Source organism: Falsiroseomonas oryzae (assembly GCF_027856955.1).
In the GTDB taxonomy this organism is placed as follows: domain Bacteria; phylum Pseudomonadota; class Alphaproteobacteria; order Acetobacterales; family Acetobacteraceae; genus Falsiroseomonas; species Falsiroseomonas oryzae.
In genome coordinates this window covers 1-15377 of record NZ_JAPSMD010000092.1, presented here as the reverse complement: position 1 = coordinate 15377, position 15377 = coordinate 1, and the positions used below count along the sequence as shown (strand labels likewise).

General features: G+C 71.8%; 14 protein-coding genes and 2 pseudogenes. 7 read left to right on the top strand and 9 right to left on the bottom strand.

Features of this window, described 5'->3' with window-relative positions; genetic code table 11:
- From OZN99_RS11755 to OZN99_RS11745, 3 genes and pseudogenes are all read left to right on the top strand, one after another.
- Positions 1–218, top strand: a pseudogene (locus OZN99_RS11755) (hypothetical protein); the annotation flags it as partial.
- A gap of 47 nt (positions 219–265) precedes the next feature.
- Positions 266–2608 carry a penicillin acylase family protein gene (locus OZN99_RS11750; RefSeq protein WP_270935408.1) on the top strand — a complete coding sequence of 781 codons (2343 nt, stop codon included), beginning with the start codon at positions 266–268 and terminating at the stop codon, positions 2606–2608.
- Positions 2609–2688: 80 nt separating this feature from the next.
- The gene (locus tag OZN99_RS11745; protein ID WP_270935407.1) at positions 2689–3468 is read left to right on the top strand and encodes an arginyltransferase; all 780 of its coding nucleotides are present in this window, start codon (positions 2689–2691) and stop codon (positions 3466–3468) included.
- A 47-nt stretch (positions 3469–3515) separates the two neighbouring features.
- On the opposite strand, the gene OZN99_RS11740 is transcribed toward OZN99_RS11745, so the two are convergent.
- Positions 3516–4166: an isochorismatase family protein gene (locus OZN99_RS11740; protein ID WP_270935406.1), complete on the bottom strand. Its 651-nt coding sequence runs from the start codon at positions 4164–4166 to the stop codon at positions 3516–3518.
- Between OZN99_RS11740 and OZN99_RS33530 the strand changes: the two are divergent.
- Positions 4137–4805 (top strand): annotated as a pseudogene (locus tag OZN99_RS33530) (LysR family transcriptional regulator); the annotation flags it as partial. The gene OZN99_RS11740 and the pseudogene OZN99_RS33530 overlap by 30 nt on opposite strands.
- Before the next feature lie 43 nt (positions 4806–4848).
- Complete coding sequence (locus OZN99_RS11735; protein WP_270935404.1) at positions 4849–5193, top strand: LysR substrate-binding domain-containing protein; 345 nt, start codon at positions 4849–4851, stop codon at positions 5191–5193.
- A 24-nt stretch (positions 5194–5217) separates the two neighbouring features.
- On the opposite strand, the gene OZN99_RS11730 is transcribed toward OZN99_RS11735, so the two are convergent.
- The 3 genes from OZN99_RS11730 to recO form a co-directional block, all read right to left on the bottom strand.
- On the bottom strand, positions 5218–5460 hold the full coding sequence (locus OZN99_RS11730) for a hypothetical protein (RefSeq protein ID WP_270935402.1): 243 nt from the start codon (positions 5458–5460) through the stop codon (positions 5218–5220).
- A gap of 164 nt (positions 5461–5624) precedes the next feature.
- The gene (gene parC, locus OZN99_RS11725; RefSeq protein ID WP_270935401.1) at positions 5625–7868 is read right to left on the bottom strand and encodes a DNA topoisomerase IV subunit A; all 2244 of its coding nucleotides are present in this window, start codon (positions 7866–7868) and stop codon (positions 5625–5627) included.
- Positions 7869–7969: 101 nt separating this feature from the next.
- Positions 7970–8698, bottom strand: coding sequence for a DNA repair protein RecO (gene recO / locus OZN99_RS11720; RefSeq protein ID WP_270935400.1), 729 nt, complete (start codon positions 8696–8698; stop codon positions 7970–7972).
- 147 nt (positions 8699–8845) lie between these two features.
- On the opposite strand from recO, the gene OZN99_RS11715 reads away from it, so the two are divergent.
- A complete protein-coding gene (locus tag OZN99_RS11715) occupies positions 8846–9454 on the top strand; it encodes a YcbK family protein (protein ID WP_270935398.1) in 609 nt (202 codons plus the stop codon).
- A 174-nt stretch (positions 9455–9628) separates the two neighbouring features.
- Complete coding sequence (locus tag OZN99_RS11710) at positions 9629–10246, top strand: DUF6498-containing protein (RefSeq protein ID WP_270935397.1); 618 nt, start codon at positions 9629–9631, stop codon at positions 10244–10246.
- On the opposite strand, the gene era is transcribed toward OZN99_RS11710, so the two are convergent.
- From era to OZN99_RS11685, 5 genes are all read right to left on the bottom strand, one after another.
- A complete protein-coding gene (gene era / locus OZN99_RS11705; protein WP_270935396.1) occupies positions 10243–11151 on the bottom strand; it encodes a GTPase Era in 909 nt (302 codons plus the stop codon). The genes OZN99_RS11710 and era overlap by 4 nt on opposite strands.
- On the bottom strand, positions 11148–11840 hold the full coding sequence (gene rnc / locus OZN99_RS11700; protein ID WP_270935395.1) for a ribonuclease III: 693 nt from the start codon (positions 11838–11840) through the stop codon (positions 11148–11150). The genes era and rnc overlap by 4 nt, the downstream gene beginning before the upstream one ends.
- Positions 11837–12589, bottom strand: a complete 753-nt coding sequence (gene lepB, locus OZN99_RS11695; protein ID WP_270935394.1) for a signal peptidase I — start codon at positions 12587–12589, stop codon at positions 11837–11839. Before lepB ends, rnc begins: the two co-directional genes overlap by 4 nt.
- Before the next feature lie 90 nt (positions 12590–12679).
- Positions 12680–13117, bottom strand: coding sequence for a holo-ACP synthase (acpS, locus tag OZN99_RS11690; RefSeq protein WP_270935393.1), 438 nt, complete (start codon positions 13115–13117; stop codon positions 12680–12682).
- Positions 13118–13127: 10 nt separating this feature from the next.
- Positions 13128–15365 (bottom strand): RelA/SpoT family protein, encoded by a 2238-nt coding sequence (locus OZN99_RS11685; RefSeq protein WP_408611828.1) that lies wholly within the window; start codon positions 15363–15365, stop codon positions 13128–13130.
- Between the last annotated feature and the right edge of the window lie 12 nt (positions 15366–15377).

The window sequence follows — 15377 nt, the reverse complement described above, 5'->3', positions numbered from 1 at the left end:
CCGGCAGCGCCGCGGCGCGCAACGGCACCGCCTGCCTGGACGCGCTGCGCGCCGCGCTGGCCGCCCGGGCGCGGGCCAGCCTGCTGGATTTCCGGCATGACGACCCGATGACCCGCGACCCTGCCATGTTCCGCGACGCCACCCACTACGCCCGCCCGGTCGCGGAGCGCATCGAGGCCGGCATCGCCGCCGCCCTGGCGCGGGCGGCCGCGCGATGACCGGGCCGGGCTTCCCAAGCCGCGCAGGCCGGGCCAACTCAGCGGCCATGCGCGCCCTCCTCCGCTTCGGCGGCCGTCTCCTCGCCCTGCTGCTCGTGCTTGCGGTGATCGGCGTCTCCTTCGCCGTCGCGCTGGTCTACACCTCGCTGCCGCCCGTGCGGGAGGAGTTGCCAATCGCCGGCCTCTCCGCGCCGGTCACCGTGACGCTCGACCAGGACGGCATTCCGCGCATCGCGGCGGAAACCGAGCGCGACGCCGCGGTGGCGCTGGGCTACCTGCACGCGCGCGACCGCATGTTCCAGATGGAGGCGATGCGCCGCGGCGCGGAGGGACGACTGGCCGAGATCGCCGGTCCCACGGCGCTGCGGCTCGACCGCTTCTCCCGCACGCTTGGCCTGTCGCAGCGGGCAAGGGCGGATCTGGAGGCGATCAGCCCGGAGGCGCGCGACCTGCTGCAGGCCTATGCGGACGGCGTGAATGCCTGGATCGCGGTGCGCGGCCGGCTCGCCGCGCCGGAATTCCTGGTGCTGGGCGAGCCGGAGCCCTGGAAGCCGGAGCATTCTCTGCTCTGGGGCAAGGTGATGGGCCTCTGGCTCTCCGGCGCCTGGCGGCGCGACGTGGAGCGCGCGCGGCTGGCGCAGACCATCCCGCCGGAGCGGCTGCGCATGATCTTCCCGGAGGATGACAGCCCCGGCCGACCGGACATCGCTGCGGCCCTCCCGGCCGATGCGCTCGGCCGCGTGCTGGCGCAGGTGCCGCGCTTCGGACAGGACGCGCCGCTGCCGGACAGCGCCTCCAACGCCTGGGCGGTGGCGCCGTCGCGCTCGGCCTCCGGCGCGCCGCTGCTGGCCAGCGACCCGCATCTCGGCTTCCAGGCGCCGATCATCTGGTACCTGGCCCGCATCGAGCTGCCGGGCGGGCGCTTCCGCGCCGGCGCCACGGCGCCCGGCGTGCCGGCCGTGGTGATCGGGCGCAACGAAAAGCTGGCCTGGGGTTTCACCACCACGCATTCCGACACGCAGGACGTCTTCGTCGAGCGCCTGGTCAGCGCCGACCAGTACGCCACCCCCGACGGTCCCCGCCCCTTCGCCCTGCGCGAGGAACGCATCGCCGTGCGCGGCCGCGAGCAGCCGGAGATCCTGCGCGTGCGGGAGACGCGGCACGGCCCGGTGGTGAGCGACCTCGACCCCAACGCGGGGCTGCCGGCGGGCACGGTGCTGGCCGCGGCGATGGCGAACCTGGCGCCGGCCGACACCGCGGCCGACGGGTTGCTCGCGCTGAACCGCGCGACGACGCTGGACCAGGCGCGGGCGGCGGCGGCGCTGCTGACAAGCCCGCCGCAGAACCTGATGGTGGCCGATGCCTCGGGGCGCATCGCGCAATACCTGGTCGGACGCACGCCAGTGCGGCGCTCAGGCGACGGGGCCCTGCCGGTGCCCGGCTGGGACGGGGCGGCGGACTGGCTGGGCTTCGTGCCCTTCGACGCCATGCCGCATGTCGAGGACCCGCCCGGCGGCGTGCTGGCGGCCGCCAACAGCCGGCCCGCGCCGCCCGGGCATCCCGTCTTCCTCGGTCGGGACTGGTTCGGCGACTGGCGCCTTCGCCGCATCGCGGAGCTGCTGGCCGCGCGGCCGCGCCACGATGCCGCGGGTTTCGCGGCCATGCAGAACGACGTCGTCTCGCTCTTCGCGCGGGAGGTCCTGCCCACACTGCGCGCCGTCACGCCGACGACGGACTCGGCGCGGGCCCATGCACTGCTGCGCGACTGGGACGGAACGATGCGGTCCGACGCGCCGCAGCCCCTGATCTTCCATGCCTGGCTGCGCGCCTTCCGCCGGCTGGCGCTCGAAGCCGGCGGTGCCGCGGCGGCCGAGGACGTGGCCGGCCCGGAATTCCTGCGCAGCCTGCTCGGCCCGCGCGGCCGCGCCGGCGACTGGTGCGGGGAGGACCGCTGCGCTGCGTTGCTGGCGCGCTCCCTGGACCAGGCCGTGCGGGGCCTGCGCGACCAGCATGGCAGCGACCCGGCCGCCTGGCGCTGGGGCGCGGCGCATGTCGCCCGCTTCGAGCACCCGCTGCTGCGCTTCGTTCCGGGCGTGAACACGCTGATGCGGCTGGAGGTGCAGACCGGCGGCGACGGCGAGACGATCTCGCGGGGCGGCCTGCGGGGCAGCGACGGGATGCCCTTCGCCAACACGCATGGCGCCGGGCTGCGCGCCGTCTTCGACCTTTCCGATCCCGATGGCGTGCTGGTGATGATCGCGACCGGACAGTCGGGCCATCCCATGTCGGACCATTGGGACAGCCTGCTGCAACGCTGGCGAGACGGGCACGTTCTGCGCCTCGGCCGGGCTGCGGAGCGCGAGACGGGCCTGATCAGCCTGACGCCCTGACATCGTGCATGGTTGATTCGCGGCGGAATTCCGCCGACGTTGATTCGCGGCGCCACAGCGCCGACACTGTGGAAGGAAAGATGCTCCACCGCGCCGCCCGCCGTCCGCAATTCTTCTACACCACCGCGCCCCTGCCCTGCCCCTACCTGCCCGGGCGGACGGAGCGGAAGATCGTGACCGAACTGGCGGGCAGCGAGGCCGAGACGCTGCACGATCGCCTGTCCCGCGCCGGGTTCCGCCGCAGCCACAACATCGCCTATTCGCCGGTCTGCCCGGGATGCCGCGCCTGCATCCCGATTCGCATCGTGGCGGGCGCCTTCCAGCCGGACCGCGCGCAGCGCAAGGTGATGCGGGCCAATACCGACCTGACCGCCTACGAGATGCCGGCCCGTGCCTCGGCCGAGCAGTTCGGCCTGTTCCAGCGCTACCAGGCGGCGCGGCACGGGGATGGCGACATGGCCGCGATGGGCTTCTACGACTACCGCGCGATGGTGGAGGACACCCCGATCACCACGGGGGTGGTGGAGTTCCGCGACGGCCGCGGCAAGCTGCTCGGGGCGTGCCTGACCGACTGGCTCTCCGACGGCCTCTCGGCCGTCTATTCCTTCTACGACCCGGAGGAGCCGAAGCGCAGCCTCGGCACCTATGCGATCCTCTGGCTCGTGGCGCGGGCGCGGGCGGTCTCCCTGCCCTATGTGTATCTGGGCTACTGGGTGCCGGAGAGCCGGAAGATGGCCTACAAGGCCCGCTTCCGGCCCAGCGAGGCGCTGGCGGGCGGCATCTGGCGCGTCCTGCCGGAGCACGATTCCAGCGGACCGGCGGAGGCCGAGGGCCAGGTGAAGGTCAGCGTCACCGGCTGAACCCCGCCTGCGGCCCGGCCGTCACCGGCTTGGCACCTGGCCCGGGATCACGCCGGCAGCTGCATCCCGTGACCGTCCGGCGTGGTGTCGTGGGTGTGGCCGATCGTCGAGGCCGGCCAGTGCGCGCGGATGATCCCCATCATGCCCTGCCCATACGGGCCGGCGAAGTCGGTGCCGAGCTCGGTCAGGGTGTTCAGCCAGCCCGCATTCACCGCGCCGGCGGCGGCCAGCCGCTGCAGCGCCGTGTCCTCGGCGAGCCGGCTGTTGCTGCCCGATACGTCGACCACGACCTGCACCCGGTATCCGGCGCGCAGCAGGTCGAGCGCGGTGTGCAGCGTGCAGTTGTCGATCGAGATGCCGCCGATGATCACGTCGCGCCGCCCGGTGCCGGCCAGCCATTCCATGAAGGCCGGCGTGCAGCCCGAGGGCGTGGAGCGCGGGAAGGTCGCGGCGCCGGCCTCGATCAGGGCGCGGACCTCCGGCAGGAAGGTGCCGTAGTAGTCGTTCTCCTCGCCGAAGACGGCGGTCGGCAGCTTGAACAGGCCCGAGAATTTCGTGAAAGCCTGGATGTTGTTGCGGAACTGGCGCCCCGGAATGGTGGTGATCAGGTTGTCGAGGCCCGTGACGTAGTCGACATAGACGATCGCCGCGCTGTCAGGCGTCATCCGGTGCAGGGCAGGACTGGCGGGATTGGCCATGGAAATTCTCTTTCTTCTGCGTCTCGTGTCGCATGGACCCGCGCATGGCGGCGTCCCGGCGCCGGGCGGTATGGCGTGCCGGGGCAGGCGCCGGCAGTCGCGCGGCGGGAACGGCGCGTTGCAGGACGGGAACGGGGCCAGGCCTTGAACAGCGACGATCTCCGCGCCTTCGTTCGGGTTGCCGGATCGGGCAGTGTCTCGCGCGCTGCCGCCCAGCTCGGCCAGCCGAAATCCACCGTCAGCCGGCAGATCGCGCGCCTGGAGGCGGAAGTCGGCGCGGCCCTGCTGGAACGCGTGCCGGACGGCATGCGGCTGACCGATGCCGGGCGCGTGCTGCTGGACCATGCGACCCGCGTGGTCGAACTGCTGGACGGGGCCGCGGCGTCGGTGCAGGCGGCGCTCGGCACGCCGCGCGGCGTGTTGCGCGCCAACGTGCCGCACCTCTTCGCCGTCGGCTTCCTAGCCCCGCGCCTGCCCGAGTTCCTGGGTGCCTTCCCCGGCGTGGAAGTCGTGCTGGACGTGTCCGCCTCGGCGACCGGCGCGATGGCGCCGGAGACCGATGTGATCGTCCGCGTCGGCGCCCTCGAGGACAGCGCGCTGATCGCACGCCGGCTCGGCACCAGCCAGCTGCGGCTCTACGCGGCGCCCGCGGCGCTCGGGAAGCTTGTCGGCGGAGGAAGCGGTGGCACGGCTGCGCGCGACCGAGCCCGAAACGCTGACGCCGCTCGGCCAGTACCGGGCCGTGACGGCGCTGGATGGCGAGTCCCCGGCGCGCCGTGCCCAGGTTCACGAGCCGCTGGCGCGGCATCGACTGGTGCTGGCCGGGGCCGGCGCGGCCTGGCTGCCCGCCTTCCTCTGCCGCGAGGACGTCGCGCTAGGCCGGTTGCTGGACCTGACGCCGGGCGCCGCCCGCGGCCCGCTTCCGATCCACGCCCTCTATACTGCGCAGGCGGCAACCAGCCCGAAGGTGCGGGCCTTCGTCGGCTTCCTCGTGCGGATCACTGGTGCGCTGACGCCGGCCGGCTGAGGCAGCCCAATGTCTTCACGTCCCTCACGCCGGCACCAGCCGTAGCGAACGGGCCGGGCGACGGCTCGCGCGCTCCGCCATCACGGCGTCCAGCGCGCGGGTGATCTTCTCGCGCAGCGCCGCATCGGGCTCGCCCTCGGCCGGCCCGAACAGCGCGATCAGCAGCTCCAGCGTCTCGGCGCGGGTGCGCAGCAGCGCCTCCCCGGCATCCGGCGCGGCGGCAGCCATGATATCGAGCAGGTCGCGGATCGATGGACGCATCCACATGGGGAACCCTTCACCGTCCCAGGCGGGACGGGTTGGACGGCACCTGGTCTTCCCCAACCTTGCAGCGCCGGCCAGCACGGGCCGCCACTTCCCGGCAGCTAGACACGTCCGGCGCCGCGCCGCAAGCGAAACCGTCGGCGGCGACGCGGGGACGGCCGGCGTCCTCAAGCCCCGAAGCGGCGGTTCCGCGGGAAGCCGGTGGGCGGGGCCTTGCCGGCGCCGGCGCGCTGGCCGCGCCAGGTGCGCAGGTCGGTCTCCACCCGCACGCCGCTGCCGTAGCGCCAGGCCAAGCCCTCCTTCAGCAGGAAGACCTTCGCGTCCTTCAGCTCGCCGTCCTTCAGGGCGATCAGCTGCACGCCGCGGCCGCGCGTCATCTCCGGCACCTGGTCCAGCGGGAAGACCAGCAGCCGCGCATCGGTGGTGACGGCGACGTTGTCGCCTTCGACCGGCGCGCAGACGCAGGCCTCCTTCCCCGCCTCCACCACCAGCACCTGCTTGCCCGTGCGCTTCTCCGCCAGCAGTTCCTCGCCCTTCGCGACGAAGCCCTTGCCGTCGGAGGCGGCGAGCAGCCATTTCGCGCCGTCCTGGTGGACGAACATGGCCACCACCGCATCCTCGTTCGTCATATCCACCATCAGCCGCAGCGGCTGGCCGTCGCCGCGGCCGCGCGGAATGGCATCCGCCTTCAGCGTGAAGGCGCGGCCGTTCGTGGCGAACAGCACGATCCGGTCGGTGGTCATGGCGTGCAGGGCGAGGTGCAGCGAGTCGCCTTCCTTGAAGCGGAGCTCCGCATCGGCCGGCAGGTGGCCCTTCTGCGCGCGGATCCAGCCCTTCTCCGACAGGATGACGGTGATCGGCTCCTTCTCCACGAAGGCCATCTCGTCCACCGCGACCTCCGGCAGGGCGGCGCCGGGCGTGGTGCGCCGTTTGCCGAGCGCGCCGTCGCCGAACTTCGCCTTCGTCGCCGCCAGCTCCTCGGCGATCGCGTCCCACCGCGCCTTCTCGGACTTCAGCAGGCCCTGCAGCTTCTTCTGCTCCGCGCTGAGCTTCTTATGCTCCTTGCGGATCTCCATCTCCTCGAGCTTGCGCAGGGCGCGCAGGCGCATGTCCAGGATCGCGTTCGCCTGCACCTCGGTCAGCGAGAAGGCCGCCATCAGCGCTTCCTTCGGCTTGTCCTCCTCGCGAACGATGCGGATGACCTCGTCGAGGTTCAGGTAGACGATGAGATAGCCGTCAAGGATCTCGAGCCGCCGCGCGATCGCGGCCAGGCGGTGCTCCGTGCGGCGGATGAGCACGACGTGGCGGTGATCCAGCCAGGCGCGCAGCACCTGCTTCAGCCCCATCACCCGCGGCGTGCGATCGGCGTCCAGCACGTTCATGTTCAGCGGGAAGCGGCTTTCCAGCGCGGTGGCGCGGAACAGCGTCTCCATCATCACCGCGGGATCCACGGTGCGCGCCTTCGGCTCCAGCACGAGGCGCACCACGTCGGTGCTCTCGTCGCGGACGTCGCCGAGCAGCGGCAGCTTCTTCTCTTCCATCAGCTGCGCGATCTGCTCGATCAGGCGTGACTTCTGGACCTGGTAGGGGATCTCGGTCACCACGACCTGGAAGGTGCCGTTCTTGAGCTTCTCCACCTCCCACTTCGCGCGGATGCGGAAGCCGCCGCGGCCGGTGGCATAGGCCTCCCGGATGGCGTCCCTGCTCTCCACCAGGATGCCGCCAGTGGGGAAGTCGGGCCCGGGCAGGTGCTTCAGCAGCGTATCGAGCGAGGCGTCGGGGTCGCGCACCAGTTCCAGCGCCGCGGCGCAGAGCTCGCCGGCGTTGTGCGGCGGGATGGAGGTCGCCATGCCCACCGCGATGCCGGCCGCGCCGTTGGCCAGCAGGTTCGGGAAGGCGGCCGGCAGGACGAGCGGCTCCTTCTCCTCCCCGTCATAGGTCGGGCGGAAATCGACCGCGTTCTCCTCGATGCCTTCCAGGAGGGCCTGCGCCACCTCGGTGAGGCGGGCTTCGGTGTAGCGCATGGCCGCGGCGTTATCGCCGTCGATGTTGCCGAAATTGCCCTGCCCTTCCACCAGCGGGTAGCGCGCGGCGAAGTCCTGCGCCTGGCGCACCAGCGCCTCGTAGATGCTGCTGTCGCCATGCGGGTGGTACTTGCCCATCACGTCGCCGACGATGCGCGCGCATTTCTTGAAGCCGGCGGCGGGGTCCAGCTTCAGCTGGTGCATGGCGTAGAGCAGACGCCGATGCACCGGCTTCAGCCCGTCCCGCACATCCGGCAGGGAGCGACTGACGATGGTGGAGAGCGCATAGGCGAGGTAGCGCTCTGACAGGGCGTCGGCGAGGTTCGTGTCGCGGGAGCCGCCATCGTCGGGCGAGGCCGTCGGCGGGGTCCTGATGTCGTCCGGCATGATGCTGTGATTCGCGCTTCGTTCTCGGCCGGCCGTTCTAGACCAGTCGGCCGCGCCTGTTGAGTCGCCAGCGTCGCGCTGGCCGATGGCCGCGCCGGGGCCTATGCCACCAGCGCCGCCACCCGGTCCACCAGCAGGTCCCGCGCGCTCGGCAGCGGGCGGTGATGGGTGCCGAAGACGTCGCGGGCCAGGAAATGCCCGGTCAGGCGCAGGCCGGCCAGCCATTCCGCCGGGCCGGAGGGCCCCTGCCCCAGCAGGAAGGCCGGCAGCGGCAGCAGCCGGTCGCGCCATTCCCCGGCCGCGCCCGCGGAGACGGCCCGGCCCGTGCGCGGCGAGACGAAGGCCAGGTCCTCCGCGGCGCCGGTCAGCGCGCAGCGCGCCAGGTCCAGGCCGTAGCCAAGCTCCGCCAGCAGTTCCGCCTCCCACCGCACCAGTTCCGGCACGGCGGGCTCGCCGCCCCGAGCGAGCGTGGCGACCAGGGCAACCAGGCCCCGGAACAGGCGCGGATGCGGCTCGCGCTCGGGCAGCGCGCCCTCGGCCACGCTGGTGGCGGCCCGCAGCACGGCCAGCGCCAGCGGATCGTCCATCGCCAGCGCCGCGGCGGCATGCACCAACTCGCCGGAGAGGGCGCCGAGCTGGTCCGCCAGGCGGGCGACCCAGCGCGCCTCCACCAGGTTGCCGGGCTGCCACACGGGGGCCTGCGCCCGCGAGGCGCCACCCTTCGCCAGGCCGGCGTGACGGCCATGCTCCTCGGTCAGCAGCGTGACGACCGCGGCGGACTCGCCGTGCGGGCGGACGTCCAGCACGACGGCGGGGGCCTGCCATTCCATGCGCCATGGCTTCCACAGCCCCCGGCCGGGATCAAGCGCGGCTCCTGTTCACCGCTGGGTTTCGTCTGAACGGATCGTGTGGGGATGCGCGTCGCAAGGGCGTGAGGGGCGGTCGAAACAAGAGCAGTCGGAGGTTAGAGCGGCACGATGCGACGCACTCTCCTGTTCGGCGGCGTGGCCGCCTTCGCCACGGTGATCCTGCCGCGCGCCGGCCACGCGAATACTGCGCGGCGGATAGCGCTGCGCCATTCCGGCACCGGGGCGCGCTTCACCGGCGTCTGGCACGACGGACGCCAGCCCGACCGCGCCGCGATGGCCGAGCTGTCCCAGGTGCTGGCCGACCCGGGCTGCACCCCGCCCCGCCCCTTCGATCCCGACGCCATCGCCATCGCCTGGGACGTGCTGGCGCGCACGCGCTTCGACACCGAGATCGAGGTGCATTCCGGCTACCGCACGCCGCAGGTGAACCGCGCGGTGCATGGCGCCGGCGACAGCCAGCACCTCCGGGCCTCGGCGCTCGACATCGGCGTGCCGGCGGGGCGGCTGCCCGCGGTGGTGGACGCGGCGACGCGGCTGGGCCGCGGTGGCGTCGGCGTCTATCGCCAGCGCGGCTTCGTCCACCTGGACAGCGGACCGGTGCGCAGTTGGAGCGACAGTGGCGGGGCGGGAGGGCGCGCATCCGGCGGCCGCGACGACACGCTTGGTCGCATCGCCGCGGAGTGGCGGCGCGGGAACATCCGGCTGGGCCGCTTCTAGACCGGCGTAGCCCTGACTGTGTTCAGGGCTACGCCGGTCTCGCTTCTCTGGCCCGGCGATTCACGCCCTTCGCCGTGCCCACCTTCGGTGTGCACACGCAGGGCGATCGCGGGCTAGCCGCGCATCCGCCGGCCGGCATTGCACTGCCCGGCCGCGTGCCGGACAATGTCGTGCATGCGCGGCGCCCTGCCCCCGCTCGCCCTCTCGACAGCCGCGCTCGTCCTGGCCAATGCGCTGCCGCTGGCCGGTGCGCTGCTGGGCATGTGGTCGGCGTACGAGCTGCTGCTGCTGTTCTGGGCCGAGAACGTGGTCATCGGCGTGTTCCAGGTCCTGCGCATGGCCAGCACGGCGGTGCTGCGGCGGGACGTCGCCGCGGCCGCGCTGATGCCCTTCTTCGTCTTCCACTACGGGATCTTCGCGTTCGTGCACGGGCAGTTCGTGGCCGGCGTTCTGGCGCCGCCGGATGCGCGCGGGCTGGATGCGGCGGTCGCGCTGCTGCTGTCGCCGGATGGGCTGCTCTGGGCACTGCTCGCGCTGGCTGCGAGCCACGGCTTCTCCTTCGTCGTGAACTTCCTCGGTGCCGGCGAGTGGCGCGGGATCGAGCCGCGGGCGCTGATGATGCAGCCCTATACGCGGGTCGTGTTGCTGCACCTCGTGATCCTGGGCGGCGGCGCAGCGACGATGGCGCTCGGCGAGCCGATCGCGGCGGTGGTCGCGCTGGTGGTGATCAAAATCGTGCTGGACATCGCCGCGCACCGGCGCGAGCACGGCGGGGCGCGCCGTGCGGCCTAACCCGGGTCGTCCAGCCCCAGCGCGCGGAGCCGCCCTCGTTCCTCGTCCCAGCCGGCGCGTTCCTTGACGTTCAGGAACAGGTGGATGCGGCGCTCCAGCAGCTTCTCCAGCTCCTGCCGGGCACGCTGGCCGATCTCCTTGATGCGCGCGCCCTTGTCGCCGATCAGGATCGCCTTCTGGCTGGCGCGGCTGACATAGATCGTCACGTCGATCCGCGCGCTGCCATCCGGGCGTTCCTCCCACTGCTCGGTCTCGACCGTGGCGTGGTGCGGCACTTCCTCATGCGTCTGGCGCAGCACCTGCTCGCGCACGATCTCGGCGGCCAGCATCCGCTGCGGCAGGTCGGAGAGGTCGTCGTCCGGGAAGAGGTAGGGGCCTTCGGGCACTGCGGCGGCCAGCACGTCCAGCAGCCGGTCGAGACCATCGCCCTTCAACGCGCTGACCATGAAGGTCTCGCGGAACGGGACCAGGTCGTTCAGTTCCTTGGCCAGCGGCAGCAGCCTCTCGCGCGGGATCAGGTCGGCCTTGGTCAGCGCCAGCATCAGCGGGCGCCGCGACTTCGCCAGGCCGTCGAGGATGCTGCGCACCTCGTCCTTCAGCCCGGCGCGCGCATCCACCAGCAGCAGGGTGAGGTCGGCGTCCTGCGCGCCGCCCCAGGCCGCGCTGACCATCGCCCGGTCCAGACGGCGGCGCGGCGCGAAGATGCCGGGCGTGTCCACCAGGACGATCTGGCTCTGCCCATGCATCACCACCGCGCGGATGCGGAAGCGCGTGGTCTGCGGCTTCGGCGAGACGATGGTGACCTTGCTGCCCGCCAGCGCATTGACCAGCGTGGACTTGCCGGCGTTCGGCGCGCCGACGACGGCGACGAGCCCGCAGCGCGTGCTGCCCGCGGCCTCGCTCATGCGCCGAGCTGGCCCAGCAGCGCCGCCGCCGCGGCCTGCTCCGCGACGCGCTTGCTCTCGCCCGAACCCTCGGCGTGCTGGCCGGCGGCGAGCACGCGCACGACGAAGAGCGGGCTGTGCGACGGGCCGATGGAGGAGACGAGCATGTATTCCGGCAGGCCGAGGCCGCGCCCGAGCGTCCATTCCTGCAGCCGCGTCTTGGGCGAGACAGGCGGGCGTGTCGAAGCCTCAAGCAGCGGCGCCCATTCGCGCCGCACCAGCTCGCGTGCCGGCTCCAAGCCGCCGTCCAGGTAAAGCGCGCCGAGCAGCGCCTCCACCGCATCGGCGAGGACGGAGGCGCGGTTGCGCACGCCGGAGCGTTCCTCGTTCTGAGGAATGCGCAGGGCCGGCGCCACGCCGAGGGTCGCCGCCACCTTCGCCAGGCTATCCTGCGCGACAAGATGCGCCAGGCGCTTGCCCAGGTCGCCCTCGCGCTCCTGCGGGAAGCGTTCGGCCAGCCATTCGGCGATCAGCAGCGCCAGGACCCGGTCCCCGACGAATTCCAGGCGCTCGTTGGAATCCAGCATCTGCCGCCGCGGGTCGGCGGCCGAGCGATGCGTCAGGGCATGCAGCAGAAGATCGGCACGGCTGAAGCGATGCGGCAGTCGCGCGGACAGCGCGGCGACGGCGTCCTGCTGCGCGTCGCTCACCGGACCGCGCTGAACAGGCGCGACCACCGGATCGCCATGGGCCAGGCCCAGACCTCCCAGAGCCGTGCGGAGCCATCGACCGAGAAGAAGATGAACTCGGCGCGGCCCACCAAGTTCTCGAGCGGGATGAAGCCCACGGCGCTCTGCGCGCGGCTATCGAGGCTGTTGTCCCGGTTGTCGCCCATCGCGAAGACATGCCCGGCCGGCACCACCAATTCCGGCGTGTTGTCGTAGGGCTGGTCGTCCGACATCTCCAGGATCTCGTGCGCGTGCGGCTCGATTCCGGGTTGCGGCGGCAGGATCTCCCGGAAGCGACGCACCACCATCCGGGGGCCGTCGCCCTCCACGGTGTAGTTGCCGAGGAACTCGCGCCGGACCGGCTGGCCGTTCAGGTGCAGCACTCCGGCGCGCACCTGGATGCGGTCGCCGGGCAGGCCGATGATGCGCTTGATGTAGTCCGTCGAGTTGTCGCGCGGCAGCTTGAACACCGCGACGTCACCCCGCTCCGGCAGGCGGCCGAAGATGCGGCCCTGGAAGAGGTTCGGGCTGAACGGCATCGAGTGCCGCGAATAGCCATAGGAGAACTTCGAGACGAACAGGTAGTCGCCCACCAGCAGCGTCGGGATCATGCTGCCGGAGGGGATGTTGAACGGCTCGAAGGCGATGGTGCGGATCCCGATCGCGATCAGGCCGGCATAGACGATCGTCTTGATGGACTCGAGCCAGCCGCCCGACTTCTTCTTCGCCATGGAGGAGGTTTTCGCGGGCATCCTATAGGCCGGCGCGCCCGCCGGTTCCGTCGCTGGGAGGCGGGATAGAGCGCGGCGACGCAGGGCCTGTCAAGGAATCCCGCCCCGGCCGCCCAGCGCGGCCGGCAGGGGCACCGCGCTGATGATCACCATGGCCTGCGCATAGGGGTATTCGTCGGTCATGGTCAGGGCAACATGCGCCAGGTGGCCGGCCGGCGTGATGGCCTTCAGCCGCTCCGCCGCGCCGCCGGTCATGCGCAGCGTCGGCTGGCCGGAGGACAGGTTCACCACGCCGAGGTCGCGCCAGAACACGCCGGCGCGGAAGCCGGTGCCGAGCGCCTTGGAGGCCGCCTCCTTCGCCGCGAAGCGCTTGGCGTAGGTGGCGGCCCGGATCTTCTCCGTCCGGCGTTCCGCCTTGGCGCGCTCCAGCGGCGTGAAGACTCGGTCGAGGAAGCGATCGCCGTGCTTCGCGATCACCGCCTCGATCCGGCGGATGTCCATGATGTCGCTGCCGAGCCCGATGATCATCGAGAGGACGTCATCCCTTCGCCCGCTCGGCCTGTGCCACGCCCTGCACGGCGCGGAGCGCGGCGATGATATTGGAGAGGTGGCGCAGATCCTTGACCTCGACGTCGATCGAGATCTCCTGGAAGTCCGGCCCACGGTGGTGGATACGCAGGTTCTCGATCGCGCCGTCCTGCCGGGCGATGGCGTCCGTCACGGCCGAGAGCGAACCCCGGTCGGCCGCGGCCACCACCTCGATGCGGCCGAGATGCGCGCCGCCCGCCCCGCCCTCGTAGTCCCAGTCGATGTCGAGGAAGCGCTCCGGGCTGTCGGCGAAGCCCGAGAGGTTGTTGCAGTCGGCCTTGTGGACGGTGACGCCCTTCCCGGTGGAGACGATGCCCACGATGCGGTCGCCGGGCAGCGGATGGCAGCAGCCCGCGAAGTTCACCTGCATCCCCGCGACCAGGCCGGAGACGCCCATCGCCACGTCGCGGCGCCCGCCCTTGGCGGGAATGGGCGGCACGGCGCGCGGGCGGGACCGCGCGATCGGCATCGGGTCCGCGGCACGCGGCGGGCCCTTCAGCTCGGGATAGACGGCGTGCACCACGTCCTTCGGCGTGAGCCCGCCGGCCTGCACCACCAGGCACAGCTCCTCGAAGCTCGGCTGCTTGAGCTGCCTGAGAACCGGCTCGATGGCCTTCTCGGAGAACTCGACGCCTTCCTGGCGGAAGGCGCGCGCGATGGCGGCGCGGCCTTCCTGGCGCTGCACCTCGCGCTGCTGGGCGTGGACGAAGCGGCGGATGCGCGCCTTCGCCTTGCCGGTGACGACGAAGCGTTCCCATTGCGGGTTCGGCGTGCCGCCGCGCGCGGTGATTATCTCCACCTGGTCGCCGTTCTCGAGCGGCGTGCGCAACGGCTTGATGACGCCATTGATCTTGGCGCCGACGCACTGGTCGCCGACCTGGCTGTGCACCTGGTAGGCGAAGTCCACGCAGGTGGAGCCGCGCGGCAGCGCGATGAGGTCGCCCTTGGGCGTGAAGCAGAAGACCTGGTCGCGGTGCAGCTCCAGCCGCGTCGCATCCAGGAATTCCTGCGGCTCGGCCGCCTGTTCCAGGATGTCGAGCAGCGCCTTCACCCAGGGGAATTTCTGCTGGTCGCGCGCCGCGGCGCCGCCCTGCTTGTAGATCCAGTGCGCGGCGACGCCGAGTTCCGCCACCTCGTGCATCTCGCGCGTGCGGATCTGCACCTCGATCTTGGCGTTGCGCTTCTCCGGCACGGTGACGCCGGTATGCAGGCTCTGGTAGCCGTTCGGCTTGGGCGTCGAGATGTAGTCCTTGAAGCGGCCGGGCACCACGCGATAGGCGCTGTGCACCGCCCCGAGCGCCGCGTAGCAGGCGCCCTTGTCCGGCACGATCACGCGGAAGGCCATGATGTCCGAGAGCTGCTCGAACTCCACCTTCTTGCCGTGCATCTTCATCCAGATGGAGTAGGGCGACTTCTCCCGCCCCGTCAGCTCCAGCACCTCGACGCCGTTCTCCTTCATCACGCGCTCGAGGTCCGCCTTGATCTCGTCGATCAGGTCGGCGCCCTGGCCGTAGAGGAAGGCGCGACGCGCGGCGATGGTCTGGAAGGCGTCGGGGTCGAGCTCGCGGAAGGAGAGCGTCTCCAGCTCCGTCTTCAGCGCGTCCATGCCGATGCGCTCGGCAAGGGGTGCGAAGATCTCCATCGTCTCGCGCGCGGTCTTGCGGCGCCGCGCCTCCTGCGGGACGAAGTGCAAGGTGCGCATGTTGTGCAGCCGGTCCGCGAGCTTCACCAGCAGCACGCGGATGTCCTCGCTCATTGCCAGGACCAGCTTGCGGAAGTTCTCCGCCTGCTTGGTGCGCTCGGACTGCAGTTCGAGGCGGGTGAGCTTGGTGACGCCGTCCACCAGGCGAGCGACTTCCTTGCCGAAGCGCCGCTCGATCTCGGTCAGGCCGGTCTTGGTGTCCTCCGCCACGTCGTGCAGCAGGGCGGTGGCGATGGACGCGGAGTCCAGCCGGTATTGCGCCAGGATCTCCGCGACGGCGACGGGGTGCGTGATGTAGGGGTCGCCGTTCTCGCGCGTCTGGCCGGCATGAGCGGCGTTGGCCACCTCGAAGGCACGCTCGATGAGGGCGGCGTCGGCCCGCTGGTCGTAGCTCGCGACCAACCGGGCGAGGTCATGGCCGGCGGTGGCAGGCACGCCGGCCGCCAGCCCCTCGGGCGCCCGGTGCGGACCGGCGGACAGGCTCACGGGCGGGCCGCC